The organism is uncultured Brachyspira sp. (genome assembly GCF_944390845.1).
GTDB lineage: Bacteria > Spirochaetota > Brachyspiria > Brachyspirales > Brachyspiraceae > Brachyspira > Brachyspira pulli.
In genome coordinates this window covers 1-21,820 of sequence record NZ_CALXRM010000030.1, presented here as the reverse complement: position 1 = coordinate 21,820, position 21,820 = coordinate 1, and the positions used below count along the sequence as shown (strand labels likewise).

The window sequence follows — 21,820 nt, the reverse complement described above, 5'->3', positions numbered from 1 at the left end:
CTTATCTTGCTATGCTTGGAAGTATGCTAAACAATCTAACTGTAAAAGCACTTGTATAATTTAACATCCAAGAAGCTAACATATATATAACTGCCAACATCGCTATCATCTTAGGTACAAAAGTTAATGTTTGTTCCTGAATACTTGTAGTAGCTTGAAGTATAGAAATAATCAAACCAACAATTATAGAAACCCCTAAAACTGGTGCTGAAAGCAACATGAAAACCCATAAAGTTTCCTGCACCAAAACAATAATCGAAGTATCGCTCATAACATTTCCCTTAAACTATATTAACTATATAAAGCAGCTCTAAAAATCCATTATTATATTATCATTACATCATTGAAAACTTTGTACTATTTGAAGTATCAAAAGTTTCCAACCATCAACCGCTACAAACAAAATTATTTTAAGCGGCAATGATATCATAATAGGCGGCAGCATTATCATACCCATTGCCATAAGTATTGAAGCAACCACCAAGTCTATAACAATAAATGGTATAAACAAATATATCCCCATTTTAAATGCTATAGTAAGTTCATTTATAATAAATGCCGGTATAACTACTATAGTAGGAATTCTATTTAAATCCTCTACTGTTTGAATTTCTCTAAGTCTTATATCAGTATTACTTATACTTAAGAACAAATCCAAACTTTTCATACCATTTTCACCTCTTAAAGAGTTGAACATAAACATTCTTATAGGCTGTATTCCTCTACTATATAATTCATTGACACCTATACTGCCATTCAAATATGGCTGAAGTGCCTCATTATTAACTTGCGATAGAGTCGGCATCATTATGAAGAAGGTCAAGAACAAAGACAACCCCATTATTAATGCCCTTGGAGGGGTTTCCTGTAAAGATAATGCCCTTTGAACAAAACTTAATACTATGGAAACTCTTATAAAACTTGTTGTCATTATTATAATAGAAGGAGACAACGACAATATTGTTAAAAGAAATAATATCTGAAGTCCTAAACTTACTTGCTGAGGAGTTTGAGCTTGAGTAACATTTAACCCTATTGTAGGTATTGGTATTTGGGTATTATCTTGAGCGTAAGCTACAACTGGCATAAGTAAACATAATACCAAAAACACCATAAGAAACTTTCGCATTTGAGAACTCCAACTTTATAAATTTTTTTCCTAATCTTTTTTCTTTCAAAAACGATAATGTTTTATAACTTGCTTAAAGTTAACATATTATTCTAAAATAGTCAAGTATTATGTTAACTAATTTACACTCAATTAATAAAATTTAAATCTTATAATAAAACCCAAATCACATTTACAGCAACAATACACTATATAAAAATTTTATTTATAGTATATTTTTCAAACAAAAAGCCCCATAATATAACAATTATAATAAACTCCATTTATATAGAAGAACTTCTTTATTTCTCCTTCTACTTCAAAACCTTCTTTTTTATACAATTTTAAAGCCCTTTCATTATCAGTCCTTACAGTTAATTCTATTTTTTCTATAGAATTTACTCTGCAATAGTTAATAGCATGTTCAAGTAATTTTGTACCTATGCCATTAGACCAATAATCTTTTAAAACTGTTATACCTAAATCAACTCTATGTTTTACTCTTTTCTTATTTAAGCCTTTTATACTGCATATACCGACGATTTTTTTGTCAATTTCGTACAAAAACATCTTTTCTAGCCTTAAATGCTGTATATTTTGTAAAAATTCCTCCTCTTTCTTTACATCTAAAAGCCTTTCATCAGAACCAGACATTAAAAAATCTGTTTCATCTGACATTTTCTTAATGTAATCTATAACGTTTTTAGCATCTTCTATATGTGCTTCTCTTATATTATTACTCATAGATAACACCTATAAATATATTATCGGATTTTATTATGTAAACTGTAATATGATAACTTATTTTTCCTTTTTTGCAATTTATTTTTCATAGTTTTTATATTTTTTTATTATACATTTTACACTATAATTGTTATATTAGTTATATATAGTTAATAAATGCCGAAAGGATATTAATATAATAATGAAAAAAGTGATATTTATAATATTTATAGTATGTTCTGCTACCCTATTTTCTAAGCAGAATTTAATTAATAATATAGATATTACTGAAAGAATTTTGGACGGAAAAATATATACATTAAATAATTTTGGCAAAAACACAATAAACATAATGTTTAATAGGAATAAAATAAGTGGAAAATCTACTATTAATACTTATGAAGCTATTTTCGATATAGAAGATACTAAAATAAAAATTTCAGATATCGAAGCTACAAAAATGAAAGGTCCAAATAATTTAATGAAAGATGAAAATGAATATTTTGAGCTTCTTGCTAATGCTGAAGATATAAATATAAAAGGTGATATATTAACAATAAAAACTAAAGATAATAAAGAATTAATATTTAAAGAACAAGCTGAGTTATCACCAAATTATTTAAAAGGTAAAGAATTTATACTAAAAAATGCATTTAATGATTTAAATATAACTATTGGTTTTACCAAAAATTATATATATGGTTATAATGATATAGACAAATATTTTTCATCTTATACAATAACTGATGATAAAATATTTATAAAAAATATTAAACATGTGGAGAGTACTGAAAAAGAAGCTAATGGAAAGTATATAGAATTATTTTCTAATATACGTAAAATTTCATTAGAAAATGACGAACTTATTTTAATAACAAAAGATAAAGAAAAATTAATTTATAAGATGAAGTTTTAATGTTTATTTTTATTTGATATAGCAATTATTCATTATTATCAGACTCCTAACACTATTATTGATGGGCTTGTGATTTTCCTTAATCATAAGCCCATTGTTATATTATGTAAGATTTATACAAAAAGAAAAATATATATTTTAATTTTTTATTAAAAGGAAAAAACATGAAAAAAACACTATTATTATTACTATTATTATCAACTACAATATTTTTACTGTCCTGCTCTCAAAAAGAGTCAAAGCAAAACAATATTTTTGAAAGCATAAATGGCAGAGAATATTATTTAACAAGCAATCCAAAAATAACTATTGGATTTGAAAACAGTAACGTTTATGGAAATGCTAGTATTAACAGATATTTCACATCATTTTCTGTAAGCAATAATCAAATAATTATAGGAACAAATATAGGAGCTACTTTAATGGCTGGAAATGAAGAGGATATGAAAAATGAACAGGCTTTTTTAAGCGATTTAGGAAAAGTTAATTCTGTATCAGTAAATAATGATGAATTAACTTTAAAAACATCAGAAAATAAAGAATTAGTATTCAAACAAAGAGCATTAACAATAGAGGATCTATATCAAAGAGAATTTGTGCTTGAAAATAAATACCCTGAAATGAATATCACTCTTACTTTCGATACAAATAAAATATACGGATATTCTGGTGTTAATAGATATTTTGCCGGATATACTTTAACAAATGAAAATAACATAGTAATAGGTGCTTTAGGTTCTACTATGATGGCTGGACCTGAAGCGAATATGAAAGCTGAACAAGAATTCTCAAAATTACTTTCTGAAGCTTCTAATATATCTTTATCTGCTACTAATTTAGAAATAACAACAAAATCCGGAGAAAAATTAATATTCAAAGATAATTCTATTTCTGAAAACAAATTACTAGGAAAAACATTCATATTACATAATTTATATCAATATCCTAATATAAAAATAACTATGTCTTTCTATGGTGAAAATAATCAAGTAAATGGTTTTGCTGGAGTTAATAATTACAGAACTTCTTACAGCAACATCAATGGAAATGAAGTTAAATTTAATATGCTTGCTACTACTAAAATGGCTGGCCCTGAAGAAAATATGAAAGCTGAAGCAGCATTCTCATCATATATAGAAAATGCTAAATACATGTACTTAAAAGGTAAAGAATTATATATAATAACTAAAGATTCTACAATATTAAAATTCATAGAAGATTATTTCGATGCAAAAACATTGGCTGGAAAACAATTCAAATTATCAAATATGTTTGAAGGTACAGAAATAACTTTATCTATAAACAATAATTCATTTGTAGGAAAATCTGGAGTTAATAACTATAATATACCTGTTGAAATACAAGACGGTAATATAAAAATGAGTAAAACTGGAATATCTACATTAATGGCTGGACCTGAAGCAGATATGAAAGCTGAAGATGAATATTTAGATCTTCTTAATAAAGCAGTTTATATATCATATAACGATAATACTTTATGCATAAAAACATCTGATGATAAAATATTATTATTTAATATGATAAATTAATTTTACAGTTTTTATTTAATTATGTTATATATAGTATAGCTACAAACGTCATTTGTTGCGCTCTTAAGATATATATACAAACCCATTACTTTTTCACTCTATGAAGTCTCGATTTCATAGAGTGTTTTTATATATATTATAGAAAAAACATGTTGATTAATTGAATAATTATCTGTATAATATCTGATAAAAAATATATATTTAGGATTAGTAAATTGAAACTTTTAAAAAAAATCTGGGCTAATTATAATAAAATAAATATAGAACAATTTCAAAAATTTTATATAGTACTAATATCAATAATGTTTTTAGCAACAACAGTAGTACTTTCAATTTTAGTTTCTGATATAGTAATTCAGCCGGATGTTCAGGCTGTAGAATTATACAAACCTACTATACCTACAAAAATTTATGATATCAAAGGTGAAGTAATATCAGAATTTTTTACTGAACAAAGAGCATTAGTTGAATATAAAGATTTACCTCCTCAATTAATACAAGCTATAATATCTATGGAAGATAATAATTTTATGAAACACTTCGGAATAGATATATTTGGTATATTCAGAGGCACTATAGGTAATATATTAACAGGAAGGAGAGCAAGAGGAGCTAGTACATTAACTCAGCAGGTAGCAAGAAATATAGTATTGAAATCAACTGAAAGAACCATAATGAGAAAATTAAAAGAGATATGGGTTACTTTCCAAATAGAAAAAAGGCTTACAAAAGAAGAAATAGTAACTTTATATTTCAATCAAATATATTTCGGACACTCAGTTTATGGAGTACAAGCTGCAAGCAGATTTTATTTTAATAAAGATGTTCAAAATTTAGATTTAGCAGAATGTGCAATGCTAGCTACATTACCTCCTGCACCAAATGCTTACTCCCCTATCAATAATCCTAATATATCAATAGCAAGACATAAAGTTGTATTAAACAGAATGGCTGATTTAAAATTCATTACAAGAGATGAAGCTGATAAAGCACATAAAGAATTCTGGGAAACATATACTGGAAAAATAGGAAGAAGAGGTTCTACTGCTTATAGTGCTTCTATAGACAGAGCACCTTATGTTACAGAATATGTAAGAAGACAATTAGTTAATAGATATGGCGAAAAAGCATTAAAAGAAGACGGATTAAAAATATATACTACAATAGATATAGAAAAACAAGAAGCCGCACAAAAATTATTAACAGAAGCACTCACAGAATACAACAATAAATATGAAGGCGGATCTATGGATATAGTTAATATATACAATAGAGAAACTATAGACAAAGTAAAAATGCTTTCTATATTATTTAATTTACCGGAAAACAGTGCTTACAATAAATTTAATATTGCTGTAAGAGATACTTTAAATAAATACACAACTTTACCATTGGCATTAATGTCAGATATATTCGGAATGGAAGAAGTAAATGACATAACAATGGAAGTAATGAAAGCTGATGAGGCAGAACTTTCAAGACAAATAGAAGGTGCATTAGTATCAATAGATCCTAGAAACGGATATATTGTTTCTATGGTTGGAGGTTCCGGATTTACTGCAAGAAACCAATTTAACAGAGCAACTCAGGCAAGAAGACAAGCAGGAAGTGCATTCAAACCATTTGTATATGCTGCTTCTATGGATGTAAGTAACTATAGCCCATCAACTATTGTAAGCGATGCTCCTATTGGTTTTGTACCGGAAGAAGGTGAAGATGGTGAAGTTTGGATACCTAAAAACTATTCAGGAAACTTCAAAGGTGATGTAAGTTTAAGATATGCATTATCTGCTTCATTAAATATAGCTACTGTAAATGTTCTCAATTATGTTGGTATTACAAATGCTATAAGATATGTAGAACCAATATTCAAAGCTGAACCAGATTCTGATAAATCAAAAAGAATGTTTAACCCTGATTTAACATTAGGTCTTGGAACAGGATTATTCACTCCATTAGAACTTACAACTGGTTTTGCTGAATTTGCTAATGAAGGAAAAGAAGTTAATCCTATACTTATAAGATATGTTACAGACAGATACGGAATAGTAATGGATAACTTTGAACAAAACTTAAAGAAAAAAGTAACATTAAGAGGCGGTCCTAAACAAGTTATAAGTAAAGAAGCCGCTTATCTAATAAGTGATATATTATTAGGAGTATTAAGAGGAGGTACTGCCACAAGTGCTATGTACGAAGCAGGATTTACTAGAAAAGGTGCCGGAAAAACTGGTACTTCAAATGACTGGAAAGATGCTTGGTTTGTAGGATATACTCCGGAACTTGCAACTGGTATATGGATAGGATTCGACTCATTCAAATATTCTCTTGGAAACAATCAGGTTGGCGGTAGAGTTGCTGCTCCTATTTGGGGTAAATATATGGTTGCTGCTTTGAAAGATGTTAAACCTACTTGGTATGACAGACCAGAAAATGTAGTAAGTATGCAGGTTTGTGCTATAAGCGGTAAGCTTCCAGGCCCATCTTGTTATTCATTCCAAACAGATTTATTTATTAAAGATAAGATACCTACAGAAACTTGTGATGTATGTTCTCATTATTTGGAAGATTCAAATGAGCTTGACAGTATAATAGACTCATTCCTTAATTATTAATTAGGAAATATAGATGGATAAAAAAAGTATTGTTGATATAAACTCTAATGTGCTAAGATACAAAAATATATTAGCCATTCCGTCTATACATTCAAGAGTATATTTTTCTCTTGCCGTTAGAGAAGCTTTTGAAAAGTTCAAACCAGATATCGTTGCAATAGAACACCCAGCAAATTTTGCAGATTCATTGCGTGAAGCTGTAAGCAGACTTCCTTTTGTAAGTTTAATAATAAGAGAAATAAATGACGAAGCTGTTTATATTCCTATAGATCCATGCGATTCTATAATAGAGGCTGTAAGACTTGCTATTGATGAAGAAATACCTTTTTTTCCTATTGATAAAGATATTACTTCAATCAATTCAAATTCTCATTATCTTATGCCTGATGATCATGTAATGAAAAGTATTGGACTTGAAAAATTCTATAATGAAATAAAAGAAAATTATATTTTTTATAAAGATGATACTGATGAAGAAAGAGAAATATTTATGTCTAAGTATCTTCATGAATTATCTAAAAAATATAATAAAATACTTTTAGTTATAGGAATGTCACATTGGGAAAATATGGTTTCTATTCTAAAAAAATTAGATGATGAAAAATTAAAAAAAGAAATAAAGGATTTCAACTCCGATGAAGAAGATGAATACGGAGAACCTAAAATATATAATGTACATAAAGAATCTTTAAATAAAATGCTTGGAGAATTTCCATTCACTACTTATATGTATGAATTATACAGAAATGGAGAATTAGAAAATTTTGACAAGATATCTATAATAGAAACAATTTTCAAAGAAGCAAAGATGAGATATAAACTTCCTATATCATTACTTCAGCAGAAAAATATGATGAAGTATTTAAGGAATTTATGTTTAATAGATAATTATATAATACCTGATTATATAGATATGCTCACAGCAGCAAAATGCATGATAAACAATGATTATGCATTAGAAGTAATGGAAGGTTTAGAATACTATCCTCATTATACTGAAGAAGATGAAAACTACCCTACTATAAAATTAAACAGAGATCCTAGCACAAATGGTATGGAAGGATTATTAAAAGATAAAAAAATCAAACTCCATAAATATGATAATGTATGGAGAACATCTTTCAAAAAAGTTCATGTTACAACACGTCCTAGTGAAAAGTATGAGGGAGAATGGGAAGATGTTTGGAATAAAAGAACCAATTTACTTTCCCATATACCTGAAGATATACTAATGGAAAAGCATATGAATATATTAAGAGATAAAATAAGAAATATGCTTACAGAAGACAAGGCAAAAATAGAACCTTTTACCGTTAGTATAAAAGACGGAATTGACATGCGTGAAACTATAAGAAATTACTATAAAAATGAAATATATGTCAAAGAGATTCCAAAAATAAAAGGAAATATAGGACACATGGTTGTAATATTCGATGATGAGCATGATGAAGATTATGATTGGAATATAGTATGGTATAGTGAAGCTCATGACGACAGCGATTTAATATTATACTCTACAGAACCGGGAAATACTCTTGTAGGCCCCGGAATATCTAAATGCTATTTTGGAGGTTATGCATCCTTAATGCCTCCTCAAGCTCCGCATGATGTATGGAGAATATATCCGAAGCTAAAAAAAGAAGGCATAGTAAGAAATTATGCTGATTTACTTCTTTATACAGCAATAATATATTCAGTTGATAAATATTTAGGTTATGTTGCTCCTACTCCGCCGTCAAGCATATTAAAAGAATTTGCCAAACAACATTCTGTTGAAATAGTTTATGTACCTCTCACAACATTTTCAAGCGAAACTCTAAGAAAGTTAAGACATTTCCATGTATTGGGCAACAAAAGACTAAGAAAGATAGCAGACGATTATATAATTTAAAATTCATTACTTTTGAATTGTATAGAGAATAAATTAAGTTGTATTAATATGCTATATTGATACACAATACAAATTTATAGTATTATTTTTATACATAATATAATTTTTCATATATAAAATTTATACAATAATTATATTTACAATATTACCAAAAATAACTATACATAAAATAAATGTATAAAAACAAAACATTTCAAGCTATTTATTTGGCACATTTCTTGCATATATAATAGTGTACAGCAATTAAATGCTGAAACCAAATTATTTAATTAAAACTTAAATAATTAATTTATAAAGGAGTTAGGCGGTTTTAAACCGTTAATTAATTAGAATATGGATTATAATAAATATACAATAAAAGCCCAAGAGGCAGTAAATGAAGCTGCTAATATAGCTAATGGTGAAGACCATAATGAAATAAAAAGCGAACATTTACTTTTAGCATTATTAAAACAAGAGGACGGACTTATTCAGCCATTAGTAGAAAGAATAGGCGTACCTATAAATACATTAATAGATAAAACTCAAAGATTAGTTGATGAAAACGTAAAAGTTACAGGTGAAAATGTACAGTTACATCTATCTACTAATGCCGGTAAAGTTTTAGCAAAAGCAGAAAAAGAAGCAAATGCTTTGAAAGATCAATATGTATCTACAGAGCATATATTCTTAGCACTTGTTGAAGCAGACAACAAAGCAGGCGATATGCTTAGAAAAAGCGGAATAAGTAAGAAAGAAGTTTTAACTGCATTAAAAGACTTAAGAAAAGGTCAAAGCGTTAATAGCCAAGATCCAGAAGCTAAAATGCAGGCACTAGATAAATATTGCCGCGATTTGACTTCATTAGCAGAGGCTGAAAAAATTGACCCTGTTATAGGACGTGATGAAGAAATAAGACGTGTTATGCAGGTATTGTCAAGAAGAACAAAAAACAACCCTGTACTTATAGGTGAGCCTGGTGTTGGTAAGACTGCTATTGTTGAAGGACTTGCAAGAAGAATAGTTTCTCAAGATGTACCGGACGGACTTAAAAACAAAAGATTATTAGCTTTGGATTTAGGTGCATTAGTAGCTGGTGCTAAATTTAGAGGAGAGTTTGAAGAGAGATTAAAAGCTGTTATTACAGAGATAGAAAAATCTGAAGGTAACATAATATTATTTATAGATGAGCTTCATACTCTTGTAGGAGCTGGTGCCACTGAAGGTGCAATGGATGCATCTAACCTCTTAAAACCTGCATTGGCAAGAGGTGAATTGAGGGCAATAGGTGCAACTACTTTAGATGAATATAGAAAATATATTGAAAAAGATAAAGCACTTGAAAGAAGATTCCAACAAGTTTATTGTAAAGAACCTAGCGTTGAAGATACTATTTCAATATTAAGAGGTTTAAAAGATAAATACGAAGTTCATCATGGTGTTAGAATAAAAGATGATGCATTAGTTGCTGCCGCTGTTTTATCTAACAGGTATATAACTAATAGATTCTTGCCTGATAAAGCTATTGACTTAGTAGATGAAGCTGCAAGCCAATTAAAAATAGAGATAGACAGTCAGCCTACAGAACTTGATAAAATTGAAAGAAAAATTTTACAGCTTAATATAGAAAAACAAGCTCTTTCAAAAGAAAATGATGCTGCTTCTAAAGAAAGATTAGAAAAACTTGAAAAAGAATTATCTGAACTTTCTGAAGAACGTAATGCTATGAAACTTCAATGGGATAATGAAAAAGGAAGAATTGAAGAAACAAGAAAATTAAAAGAAGAACTTGAAGCTTTAAATATAAAAGAAACTCAATATACAAGAGAAGGAAATTTAGCAAAAGCTGCTGAAATAAAATATGGTAAAATACCAGAATTACAGAAAAAATTAGAAGAAGCTACTAAAGCTATGGAAGAGGCTAAAAACTCTGATAAGAAAAGACTTTTAAGAGAAGAGATTTCTGAAGATGATATAGCTAGAGTAATATCTGTATGGACTGGAATACCTGTAAGTAAAATGCTTGCTAGTGAAAAACAAAAATACTTACAGCTTGAAGAAGTATTACATAAGAGAGTTGTAGGACAAGATGAGGCTATAACTTCAGTTGCTGATGCTATTAGAAGAAACAGAGCTGGACTTTCAGATGAAAATAAACCTCTTGGAAGTTTCTTGTTTATAGGACCTACTGGGGTTGGTAAAACAGAACTTGCTAAAACACTTGCTGATTTCTTATTTAGTGATGAGCATGCTTTAACAAGAATAGATATGAGTGAGTATATGGAGAAATTCTCTGTTACTAGACTTATAGGAGCCCCTCCAGGATATGTAGGTTATGATGAAGGAGGACAATTAACAGAAGCAGTTAGAAGAAGACCTTATTCTGTTATACTATTTGATGAGATAGAAAAAGCTCACCCTGATGTATTTAATGTTTTACTTCAGGTATTAGATGACGGAAGACTTACTGACGGACAAGGAAGAATAGTAGATTTCAAAAATGCTATTATCATAATGACAAGTAATTTAGGTTCTGATCTTATTCTTGAAGCTAATGATACTAATGATATCAAAGAGAAGATTCAGGAATTACTAAAAATGTCATTTAGACCAGAGTTCTTAAACAGAATAGATGAGATAATAACATTTACTAGACTTGACAAAAAATACATTGCTGAGATAGTAAGAAATCAAATAGCAAGAGTTGCTAACAGACTTAAAGACAGAAGAATAACTTTAGATGTAAGCAATGAAGTAATAGACTATATTGCTGATATTGGTTATGATCCTCAGTTTGGAGCAAGACCTCTAAAAAGAGCTATACAAACTTATATAGAAAATCCTTTAGCTAAAGAAATGCTATCAGGCAAATATTTAGAAGGTGATACTATAAGAGTTGTTAAATCAGAAAATGGTTTAGTTTTTGAAAAATAATATTTTAATTTAATTTCATAAAAAATAAAAGGCTTACTAATAAATGTATATTAGTAAGCCTTAAATTATTTTAAATAAATTATTAATTGTTTCTAAAGAATAAAGCAGCACAGCCTAAAACACCTGCATCATTACCTAAAGAAGCAGGTTTTATTTCAACATTATTAACCATCATTCTAAGGCCGTAATTTCTTACTCCTCTATTAATATGCTCTATCATCATATCAAAGTCCTTACAAAGACCTCCGCCTATAAGAACTAAATCTAAATCAAGCATATTTAAAGCCTGTGCTATAGACATACCTAAATAATAAGAACATTCTGCAATAGTTTCTTTTGCAAGAGCATCGCCTTTTTTAGCTGCATCAAATAAAGCCTTAGCCTTACCTTTATCTAATTCTTCATAAGTTAATGTAGTAGGAATTACACCTTTATGAATCTTTTGTTTAGCCATAGCAATAAAACCAGTAGCAGAAGCATAACGTTCAATACAACCGCTTGAACCGCAGTTACATTTATCACCATCAGGAACTACAAATACATGTCCGATTTCTCCGGCACCGCCTAAAGAACCAGTAAATAATTGTCCATTAAGTACAAATCCGCCTCCAACACCTGTTCCAAGTGTAACAAACATTACAGATTGATATGCTTTTTCTTTACCGCTTCCATATTTTGCTTCGCCTAAAGCAGCCATACTAGCATCGTTGGCAGTTTTTGTTGGCAAATTGAATTTATCTCCTATATCAGAAAATTTTAATCCCTTAAGACCTGGTATATTTTCAGCTCCTCCCATGTGAAGAGTTTCTCTGTTCATAACTCCCGGACAATCTATACCTAAACCTATAGCTTTATAATCATTAGGAATATTACTTTTTAATTTTTCCACAAAACCGGCAATAACTTTTTTATGTTCCTCTGTAGTATGTTTAGGATCAACATCAAAATTATCCTTATATAAAATATTACCATTTTCTTCTATAACAGCACCTTTCATAGAAGTGCCGCCTATATCTATAGCTATAACTACATCTTTCATTTTTATACTCCTAATTATATTTATTATACTATTTTAGTACAATAATACAAATTGTCAAGAATAAATTAAATTAATAATAAAAATTATCTTTGAATACGTCCTGAAGCATCACCATTATACACAGTCATAACTTCATCAACAGTTACAACATTAAAATCACCTTCTATGGAATGTTTTAAACAGCTTGAGGCAGTTGCAAATTCAAGTGCTTCTCTGTCATCTTTGCCATTCAAAAAAGAATAAATTAGTCCTGCTGCAAAACTATCTCCTCCGCCTACTCTATCCACTATTTTTATCAAATATTCTTTTGAGAAATAATATTCACTTCCATTATAAAGCATACAAGACCATAAATTCTCGCTTGCTGAAATTGAACCTCTTAAAGTAATGCCTACTTTTTTTACTTTAAATCTATCAATTATTTCTCTAGCAACATCTTTATATCCTTCATGAGATAACTTTCCTTCTATAATATTAGTGTCTTTAGCTTTAATGCCAAATACCTTTTCAGCATCTTCTTCATTAGCAACACATATATCAACATAAGGCATTAATTTACTCATAGTTTCATTAGCCTCTTTTGAAGTCCATAATTTCTTTCTAAAATTTAAATCCAAACTAATAGTTAAATTTTTTTCTTTAGCCTTCTTACAAGCTTCTATACAAACTTCAGCAACATTTTTACCAAGTGCGGGAGTTATTCCAGTAAGGTGAAACCATTTAGCACCATTAAAAATTTTATCCCAATTAAAATCTTCTTTACTGCATTGAGATATTGAAGAATTAGCTCTGTCATATATTACTTTAGAACCTCTTTGACTTGCTCCTTTTTCAAGGAAATATATACCTATTCTATCTCCGCCTAAAACTATATTAGATACATCTACACCATAACGTCTTAATTCATTAATGCATGCTTGACCTATATCATTTTTAGGAAGTTTAGTAACAAATGAAGTATCAACACCAAAATTTGATAATGCAAAAGAAACATTAGCTTCTCCGCCACCGAATCTTGCATCAAAAGAATCTGTTTGTACAAATCTTAAATTTGAAGGTGGTGAAAGCCTTAACATTATTTCACCGAATGTAATAACTGAAGCCATAAAAAATCCTTTATCTTTCTTTAAAAGAATATTGTTAACATAACTTTATTAACATAATAATATATTATGTTAATAATTATTGCAATTATATTTAGCACAATTAAATAAAAATTAAAAATAAAAAACAGTATTTATAAAGTATTTTTTAGTATAAGAATAAGAACAAAAAAAGAGGAAGCTATATTGCTTCCTCTAAAAAAATTAATAATAAAAATTTATGATAATGATATTTTCTTATTTTCTTCAACAGATTCTAAAACTATACAATTTGCCCCAATAATAGCATTTTCACCTATTGTGGTATTGCCTCCGAATATTGAAGCATTAGCATATATTGTAACATAATCGCAAACTGTAGGGTGTCTTTTTTGTCCTTTTAGGCTTCTTCCATTAGTTAAAGATAAAGCTCCCAAAGTAACACCTTGATATATTTTTACATGATGACCAATAATAGTAGTTTCACCTATAACTATTCCTGTACCATGATCTATAAAGAAATAATCTCCTATAGTTGCACCAGGGTGAATATCTATACCAGTTTTTGAATGTGCAAATTCTGATATAGTTCTTGCTATTAAATATTCTTTTTGATTATAAAATATATGTGCTATTCTATAATGAAAAATAGCTCTAAATCCTGGATATGTAAAAACTATTTCATCATAAGACTTAGAAGCAGGATCTGATTGATAAAAGAATTCTAAATCCTTTTCAAGACTTAATGTAATATCATCAAGCTGTTCAACAAAATCTAATAAAGCAGAGTCATCACTAACTATTTTCATATAAAGTTTAGCTATGCTTTTTTTAACAATATCTCTGTTTTGAGTCTCTCTAAAAAAATTTGGAAATGCATAATCTCTAATAAGCTTTACAATTTCCCTAATATCTTTTTGATTTGGTAATTCACTAAAAGTTTTCAATTTCATAAATTAAGTCCTTAACTCCAAGAGTATCTCTCACCTGTATCTGGTAAAATACAAAGCATTTTTATCTTATTTTTTGAATCATTATCTAATTGCTTTGAATAATCAATTGCAGCATAAACACTAGCTCCTGAAGATATACCTACATATAAACCTTCATTGAAACATAATTCTCTAGCAGTATTTATAGCATTGTCATTTGATACATCTACAATTTTTTCTACAACTTTTAAATCTAAAATTTCTGGTACAAAATTAGCACCTAACCCCTGTATTTTATGAGGCCCTGATCTTCCTTTAGTTAAAAGAGGTGAAGCTTCTGGTTCTACACCAATAACTTTAGTATTTCTTTTATTATCCATAACATACTGTCCAATACCTGTTATTGTTCCGCCTGTACCAATACCTGCAAATATATAAGCAAGATCTGGAATATCTCTAAATATCTCTGGGGCAGTAGTTAAATAATGTGCCATAACATTTGATTCGTTAACAAATTGACCTGGTATTACAGAATTAGGTATTTTTTTATTTAATTGATTTGCTCTTTCAACTGCCACATCCATTCCGCCGTCTACTAATTCTAATTTTGCACCATAATCTTTTATTAATTTTCTTCTTTCTTCAGACATAGAAGAAGGCATCACTATTATAACATTAAGCTTTAAATATCTTCCAATAGCAGCCATGGCAATACCAGTATTACCAGATGTAGGCTCTATTATAGTATAGCCTTCTTTTAATTTGCCGTCTTTAAATAAATCTAATATAATCTGTTTTACAGCCCTATCTTTTATAGAACCTGCTGGATTATTTCTTTCAAGTTTTCCATATAATTCTATATTATTATTTAAACCAAATTTAGATTCTATATTTTTTAATCTAACAATTGGAGTATTTCCTATCAAATCCAATATACTATTACATAACATATATAAATCTCCTAAAAAAATATTGTATCAATATATATTAATATTCTAATAAAAACAATATATAAAAATTAAAGTTTACTAATATCAACTTCTTCTTTACTTTTTACCTTTTTATATTTTATCCATCTTCTATTTGCTATATAATGCATAAATTGTATAAGTCTGATAAGAGCATCTTTAAAACTATCATCTGTTTTTGCCTTTTGAAGTCTTGCTATTTCAAATATGCATCTCTCTCCATCTATACTAAGCCATGCAGAAGTGGAAAGTTCATCAAATTCTATATCTTTATTAATTTTCTTTTTTAAAAGCCAAGCTGAAATTTTTGTTATAGGATTATTTGTTTCAAGTATAAGCAATACTCTGCCTTTTTCATTTATTTTCCAATTAGTGTGAATTATTTCCGGAACATAAAGTACAAAATTATGTTCATCTTTCTCTTTTAAAAAGTTATCCAGTATATTGTCATTTTTTTTACCCATATAATTTTCTCTCTCAAATAATATAGATATATTATACCAAAAAATAAAAAAATTACTATTAACAATATTACAAATATATATTATATATTAATTTTTTTTAAGTTATAAATATTTATTATATGAAAAATTGATAATGATTTATATAAAAGATAGTTAATTTTTAAAACTTAATTTTTTAGAATATATAAAAAATCATAATGCAATACTAAATTAAGTAAAGCATTATGATCTTTTATAAATTTATAAATACTATAAATTATTTTTTGTCTTTAGTAGTTGTATATTTGTATACCCAAGCACAGAATAAAGCAAATATAATGAAAGTTATTAAATTGCTTTGAGGTACAATTTTAGAACCAAAGTTAATAGCTATATTTAAAGCAGCCATTATACCTATAAATATACCAACTATAGCATCACCAGCAACTAAACCAGAAGCAAGCAATATACCTTTTTCTGTAGCTTCACTTTTTTCTTCCTCATTGTCTTTGAATTTCATTTCAACAAGTTTTCTAACAATACCGCCTATAAATATTGCAGTACTTAAAGTAATAGGTAAATATAGACCTAAAGCAACAGCAAGTATAGGAAGTTTAGCTATAGCACAGAATACAGCAACAGCAGCACCTATTATAACTAGAGTCCAAGGAAGCTGAGCAGTCATTATACCTTCAACTATAAGTTTCATCAAAGTAGCTTGAGGAGCTGGAACAGCATCGGAACCTATACCATAAGCTTTTTGCATAAGTATAACTGTAGCACCTGCACCTACAGAAGCAATACCTAATGCTATAAACATACCTAATTGTATTTTCTTAGGAGTTCCGCCTATTATGTATGTAGCTTTTAATGATTGAGCAACACCGCCAGCAACTGCAGTAGATACACAAACTATACCGCAAACTAAAAGAGACATTCTTATTCCTTCATCACCAACATTTCCAGTCAATTTAAATACTGTAGCAACAATTAAAAGTGTAGCTATAGTCATACCAGAAACAGGGTTGTTACTTGCTCCAATTACACCAACCATTCTAGCTGATACAACAGCAAAGAAGAAACAGAATATTACAGCTAATATACCGCCTATTATTCCGCCGCCAATGCTTGGTATAAGCCAAGTAGCTAAAAATCCAAATATAGCAGCAGCAATAAGCCATATAATAGGGGCATCTTGATTTATTCTATCTGTATTTTTAGCAGCATTATGATCTCCGCCAGCCATACCTGATAAAGATTTTTGGAAAGAACTAATAATTGTAGGCATAGATTTAGCTAAAGAAATAAATCCACCCATAGCAACAGCACCAGCACCAATATATCTTATATAGCTTCCCCAAACCTCTTGAGCAGACATTTCAGCAATAGGAACTGATGAAGGGAAAACAGCTACTGGTATAAAGTTACCAAAATATTTAATTAATGGAATAAGTCCAAGCCAAGCAACTATACCGCCTGCAAACATAAGAGATGAAGTTTCAAGACCGATAATAAAACCTACACCCAATAAAGAAGCTAATGTATCTATACCAAGCATAGTTTTTTCATAAGGCTTAATTATATAAGTAGCACTTTCTTTCCAGAAACCAAATCCGCCTGAAAATAATTTGTATAACATTCCTGTTGCTATACCTGTTATCATATATTTAAAACCTTTACCGCCTTCACTACCTATAACCAATACTTCTGATTGAGCCATAGCTTCAGGATAAATCAAAGAACCATGTTCTTCTACTATTAAATATTTTCTAACAGGTGTAATAAAATAACAGCCCATAAAACCGCCAACTATTGTAACAATGATAACGGTTAACATAGAAAGTCCCATTCCAAATAAAAGCAAAGCTGGAAGTATAAATATAATACCGCCGGCAATAGATTCACCAACAGCAGCTAAAGCAGCAGTGAAATTCGCTTCAAGAATATTATTTCTTTTAAAGAAAGCTTTGAATAAACCTGTAGCAAGTATAGCTCCTGGTATACCAGCTGATATTGTTAATCCTACTTTTAATCCTAAATATGTATTAGCAGCAGCAAAAAGTATAGCAAATAAAATACCTAGTATTATTGAATAACCTGTCATTTCCGGCATAACAACAGTTGATGGAATAAAAGGAACATAATCCTCACCTTTTATACCGCCATAGGCATCTTTAGATAACTTTCTAGCCTCTTTGTTTAAATCTGACATAATATTTCCTTAAAATTATTTTATAGTATTTTTCATAAATAACCAAAGTGTTTTTAATATATTGTCAAACACTAATTTTTTACATAATTAATTATTTTATATTGATAACTAGCTCTTTCAAAACTTTCCACATTCTATCAACTGAAGCTATGCTTAAATGTTCTTTTGGAGTATGAACGTCCCAAATATCTGGTCCCATACTAATCATATCAACATCTGGTAAAGGTTTCTTTAATATTCCACATTCCAAACCAGCATGTATAGCTTCTATTTTAGCATCTTTTCCAGTTATTTTTTTGTAAGCATTAAGAGCTATATCTTTTACTTTTGAATTAGCATCATATTCCCAAGCTGGATATTCGCTTGATCTTTTACAATTAGCATTTGTTCTTGCTGCAGCAATTTCTACTCTTGAAGCTATTTCATTTGAAGAGCTTGAAACAGAACTACGTATAGATATAGTGAAAGTTAATTTATTATTTTCTTCTTTCAAAATTCCATTATTAGCACTTGTTTGAACTAAGCCTTCTATATCTCTGCTCATATAAAGTACTCCATCTGGAGAAAGCATAATAAAGTCTATAACATTATTGCTTACTTCTTTAGTATAGCATTCCTTAACTGCATCAGCTTTTGAAACAGCTATTTTCATATCAGGATCTTCAACTCTGTATTCAGCTTTGATATTGTTAGCAATTACTTCAATAGCAGTTTTTACTTTATCAATATCTTTAGCAACTATTACAGCATCAGCACTTTTAGCAATAGCATTATGTTTAGCACCGCCTTCTATACAAGCAATATTAATATCATTTTTTACTGCATATAAGACTCTTCCTAATACTTTAATAGCATTAGCTCTTTGATTATTAATTTCTATACCAGAGTGTCCGCCTTTAAGTCCTGAAACTTCAATTTTTAATGCTTCATTACTGTTAGCTTCTTTTTTGATATCAAAATCAACTAAAGTGTTAAGTCCGCCTGCACAGCTTACTAAAAATACGCCTTCAACTTCTCCGTCTATATTAATAAGAGTTTTACCGTCTAAATGTTCGCCAGTAATAGCAGAAGCACCGTCCATACCTGTTTCTTCAGCAGTTGTAACTAATATTTCTAATGCTGGATGTGGTATATCTTTAGAATCAAGTAATGCAAGTCCCATTGCAACAGCAATTCCATCATCACCGCCTAAAGTAGTATCATTAGCTCTTAAAATATCACCTTCAACTATTAATTCTATAGGATCTTTTCTGAAATCATGTTTTGATTCTTTTGTTTTTTCACAAACCATATCCATGTGTCCCTGTATTATAACAGGTTTAACATTTTCATATCCGCTTGTAGCTTTCTTTTTGATAATTACATTGTTTTCTTTGTCTTGATAAACTTCTAAATTTCTGTCTTTAGCAAATTTTACTAAAAAATCACTAATTTCTTTTTCATGTCCAGATTCTCTAGGTATTTTGCTCATTTCACTAAACCATCTAAAAACTTCTTTAGAATCAAGATTATCAAAATTACTTAAATCCATACAAAAAACTCCTTAAAAATATTTATAAAATAATACATATATAAAAAACTAAAACAATGAACATTATTCATCATTTTAGTTTTAATACATATATAAATTATTTTTCATTATTCTCTAAATAAGCATAGAAAAATTTATGCTTACCCAAAGTATCAAATTGTACATCTTTTAAATTAGGATTAACAAGTACTGGCAAAGTATAAAAGTAAATAGGTATAATAGGCATTTCTGACATAAATAAATCTTCTGCCTTATGAAGTATAGGCATTCTAATATTATTATCGCCTGTAGAAGAAGCCTCTGCAAGTAATGCATCATATTTAGGATTATTATAACCTTCTACATTTTGAGCACTATGACTTAAGAACATACCTAAAAATGTCATAGGATCATCATAATCGCCTACCCATGCATTTCTAGCAACAACATAAGATTTATCTAAACGTGTTTGCTGAAATACTGCCCATTCTTCACTAGATATAGTACTGTCTATTCCTAAATTATTTTTCCACATCTGCTGAACTGCTTCGAATATAGAAGTATGTTCTCCAGGATTTGTTTTAAAATCTAATACTGGAAAACCTTGTCCATCTGGATATCCTGCTTCTGCCAATAATTTTTTAGCTTCTTCTATATTTTTTGTATAGTCTTCTGGTTTTACACTATAATAATCACCGCCGTTTGTTCTAAAACTTCCAGTAACATCTGATATTAAACCAGGAACTAAAGCAGCAGCTGGAATCTGTCCGCCTCTTGTAACCTGCTCTACTATATAATTTCTATCTATAGCTAAGGCTAATGCTTTACGAACTCTTACATCTTTTAATATTTCATTAGTATTGTTCAAGCTATAATAATAAACTGATAAATAAGGCTTTATTTGTAAAAATCCTTCCTCTTTTAAGGCATCCATATCCTGAGTAGGAACTCTGTCTGAAAAATATATAGAACCTTCTTTAATACCAGCTACTACTGCTGTAGGATTGTCCATTAATACAAATATTAATTTCTTAGGAACTATAGCAGAAACATTCCAATAATTAGTATTCACTTCCATAACTATTCTATCATCAATAGATCTCTCTGTCATTTTGAAAGGGCCATTACCTATATAAGTTTCAGGATTCATAGTCCAAGTATCTGGATTAGCTGATATAACATCTTCTCTTAAAGGGAAGTATACTGGATATGCCATAAGCTGATCAAAATATGGTATAGGTGCCTCTAAAGTTACTTCCAATGTATTATCATCTACTGCCTTTACACCTAATGAATCAACTGACATCTCACCAGCTGTTATTTTTTTAGCATTTTTTAAAGGCTCCATTTGGTAACTATAATTAGCTGCTGTTTTTGGATCAACTGCCCTTCTCCAGCTATAAACAAAATCATTAGCTGTTACAGGCTTACCATCTGACCATTTAGCATTGCTTCTAATATGAAACACATATTTACTTCCATTCTCGCTTATATCCCAGCTCTCAGCAACACCTCCAACTATTTTTCCTTCTTTATCTTTTGTGGCAAGTCCTTCAAATGCATGTATAATATACATACTTCCATCTATTGCCGAATTTAATGTAGGGTCTATGGTTTGAGGTTCTGGGCCTACATTAAGTCTTAAAACACCTTCTTCATATTTTGCTGATCCGCCGCATGAGATAACAAAAATGTAAACAAATATACAAAATAATATTTTTATAGATTTCATCATAAATAATTCCCCAACAATATTAATTGTTCTATTCTATCACAATATATATCTATAGTCAATAATAGTTTTGTATATATTTTGTTTAAGAGCCATAGATATTGCACATTTTTAGTTTAAAAAAAGAAGGTATTCCTTATAATTTAAATTGCTAGAAATAAAGCCAAAGGAATACCTATGAAACAG

16 protein-coding genes are annotated in these 21,820 nt (G+C 29.2%); 5 read left to right on the top strand and 11 right to left on the bottom strand.

The genetic code is table 11. From position 1 onward, the window contains the following. Position 1 precedes the first annotated feature (1 nt). From fliQ to Q0K52_RS07620, 3 genes are all read right to left on the bottom strand, one after another. Positions 2-271 (bottom strand): flagellar biosynthesis protein FliQ, encoded by a 270-nt coding sequence (fliQ, locus tag Q0K52_RS07630; RefSeq protein ID WP_012669897.1) that lies wholly within the window; start codon positions 269-271, stop codon positions 2-4. A gap of 69 nt (positions 272-340) precedes the next feature. Then, on the bottom strand, positions 341-1,129 hold the full coding sequence (gene fliP / locus Q0K52_RS07625; protein WP_297298138.1) for a flagellar type III secretion system pore protein FliP: 789 nt from the start codon (positions 1,127-1,129) through the stop codon (positions 341-343). Between the two features lie 219 nt (positions 1,130-1,348). Continuing rightward, positions 1,349-1,852, bottom strand: coding sequence for a GNAT family N-acetyltransferase (locus Q0K52_RS07620; protein WP_297298136.1), 504 nt, complete (start codon positions 1,850-1,852; stop codon positions 1,349-1,351). Between the two features lie 181 nt (positions 1,853-2,033). On the opposite strand from Q0K52_RS07620, the gene Q0K52_RS07615 reads away from it, so the two are divergent. The 5 genes from Q0K52_RS07615 (at position 2,034) to clpB (ending at position 11,716) form a co-directional block, all read left to right on the top strand. Further along, positions 2,034-2,747 (top strand): META domain-containing protein, encoded by a 714-nt coding sequence (locus tag Q0K52_RS07615; RefSeq protein ID WP_297298134.1) that lies wholly within the window; start codon positions 2,034-2,036, stop codon positions 2,745-2,747. A gap of 164 nt (positions 2,748-2,911) precedes the next feature. Next, on the top strand, positions 2,912-4,297 hold the full coding sequence (locus Q0K52_RS07610; protein ID WP_297298131.1) for an META domain-containing protein: 1,386 nt from the start codon (positions 2,912-2,914) through the stop codon (positions 4,295-4,297). 215 nt (positions 4,298-4,512) lie between these two features. Continuing rightward, positions 4,513-6,912 carry a penicillin-binding protein 1A gene (locus tag Q0K52_RS07605; RefSeq protein WP_297298129.1) on the top strand — a complete coding sequence of 800 codons (2,400 nt, stop codon included), beginning with the start codon at positions 4,513-4,515 and terminating at the stop codon, positions 6,910-6,912. A gap of 13 nt (positions 6,913-6,925) precedes the next feature. Beyond that, the gene (locus tag Q0K52_RS07600) at positions 6,926-8,803 is read left to right on the top strand and encodes a conjugal transfer protein TraB (RefSeq protein WP_297298127.1); all 1,878 of its coding nucleotides are present in this window, start codon (positions 6,926-6,928) and stop codon (positions 8,801-8,803) included. A 333-nt stretch (positions 8,804-9,136) separates the two neighbouring features. Beyond that, entirely contained in the window at positions 9,137-11,716 is a 2,580-nt protein-coding gene (clpB, locus tag Q0K52_RS07595) for an ATP-dependent chaperone ClpB (RefSeq protein ID WP_297298125.1), read from the top strand. An 82-nt stretch (positions 11,717-11,798) separates the two neighbouring features. Here the strand turns inward: clpB and Q0K52_RS07590 are convergent, their stop codons facing one another. From Q0K52_RS07590 to Q0K52_RS07555, 8 genes are all read right to left on the bottom strand, one after another. Continuing rightward, positions 11,799-12,755 carry an ROK family protein gene (locus Q0K52_RS07590; protein ID WP_297298123.1) on the bottom strand — a complete coding sequence of 319 codons (957 nt, stop codon included), beginning with the start codon at positions 12,753-12,755 and terminating at the stop codon, positions 11,799-11,801. Between the two features lie 83 nt (positions 12,756-12,838). Next, positions 12,839-13,861, bottom strand: coding sequence for a sugar kinase (locus Q0K52_RS07585; protein WP_297298120.1), 1,023 nt, complete (start codon positions 13,859-13,861; stop codon positions 12,839-12,841). 215 nt (positions 13,862-14,076) lie between these two features. After that, the gene (epsC, locus tag Q0K52_RS07580) at positions 14,077-14,790 is read right to left on the bottom strand and encodes a serine O-acetyltransferase EpsC (RefSeq protein WP_297298118.1); all 714 of its coding nucleotides are present in this window, start codon (positions 14,788-14,790) and stop codon (positions 14,077-14,079) included. A gap of 11 nt (positions 14,791-14,801) precedes the next feature. Beyond that, positions 14,802-15,719: a PLP-dependent cysteine synthase family protein gene (locus tag Q0K52_RS07575; protein ID WP_297298116.1), complete on the bottom strand. Its 918-nt coding sequence runs from the start codon at positions 15,717-15,719 to the stop codon at positions 14,802-14,804. A 68-nt stretch (positions 15,720-15,787) separates the two neighbouring features. Beyond that, positions 15,788-16,201 carry a PqqD family peptide modification chaperone gene (locus Q0K52_RS07570; RefSeq protein WP_297298114.1) on the bottom strand — a complete coding sequence of 138 codons (414 nt, stop codon included), beginning with the start codon at positions 16,199-16,201 and terminating at the stop codon, positions 15,788-15,790. Between the two features lie 256 nt (positions 16,202-16,457). Beyond that, positions 16,458-18,392, bottom strand: coding sequence for an OPT family oligopeptide transporter (locus Q0K52_RS07565; RefSeq protein WP_297298112.1), 1,935 nt, complete (start codon positions 18,390-18,392; stop codon positions 16,458-16,460). A gap of 91 nt (positions 18,393-18,483) precedes the next feature. Further along, entirely contained in the window at positions 18,484-19,923 is a 1,440-nt protein-coding gene (locus Q0K52_RS07560; protein WP_297298109.1) for an aminoacyl-histidine dipeptidase, read from the bottom strand. 97 nt (positions 19,924-20,020) lie between these two features. Beyond that, positions 20,021-21,637 (bottom strand): peptide ABC transporter substrate-binding protein, encoded by a 1,617-nt coding sequence (locus Q0K52_RS07555; protein ID WP_297298107.1) that lies wholly within the window; start codon positions 21,635-21,637, stop codon positions 20,021-20,023. Positions 21,638-21,820 lie beyond the last annotated feature (183 nt).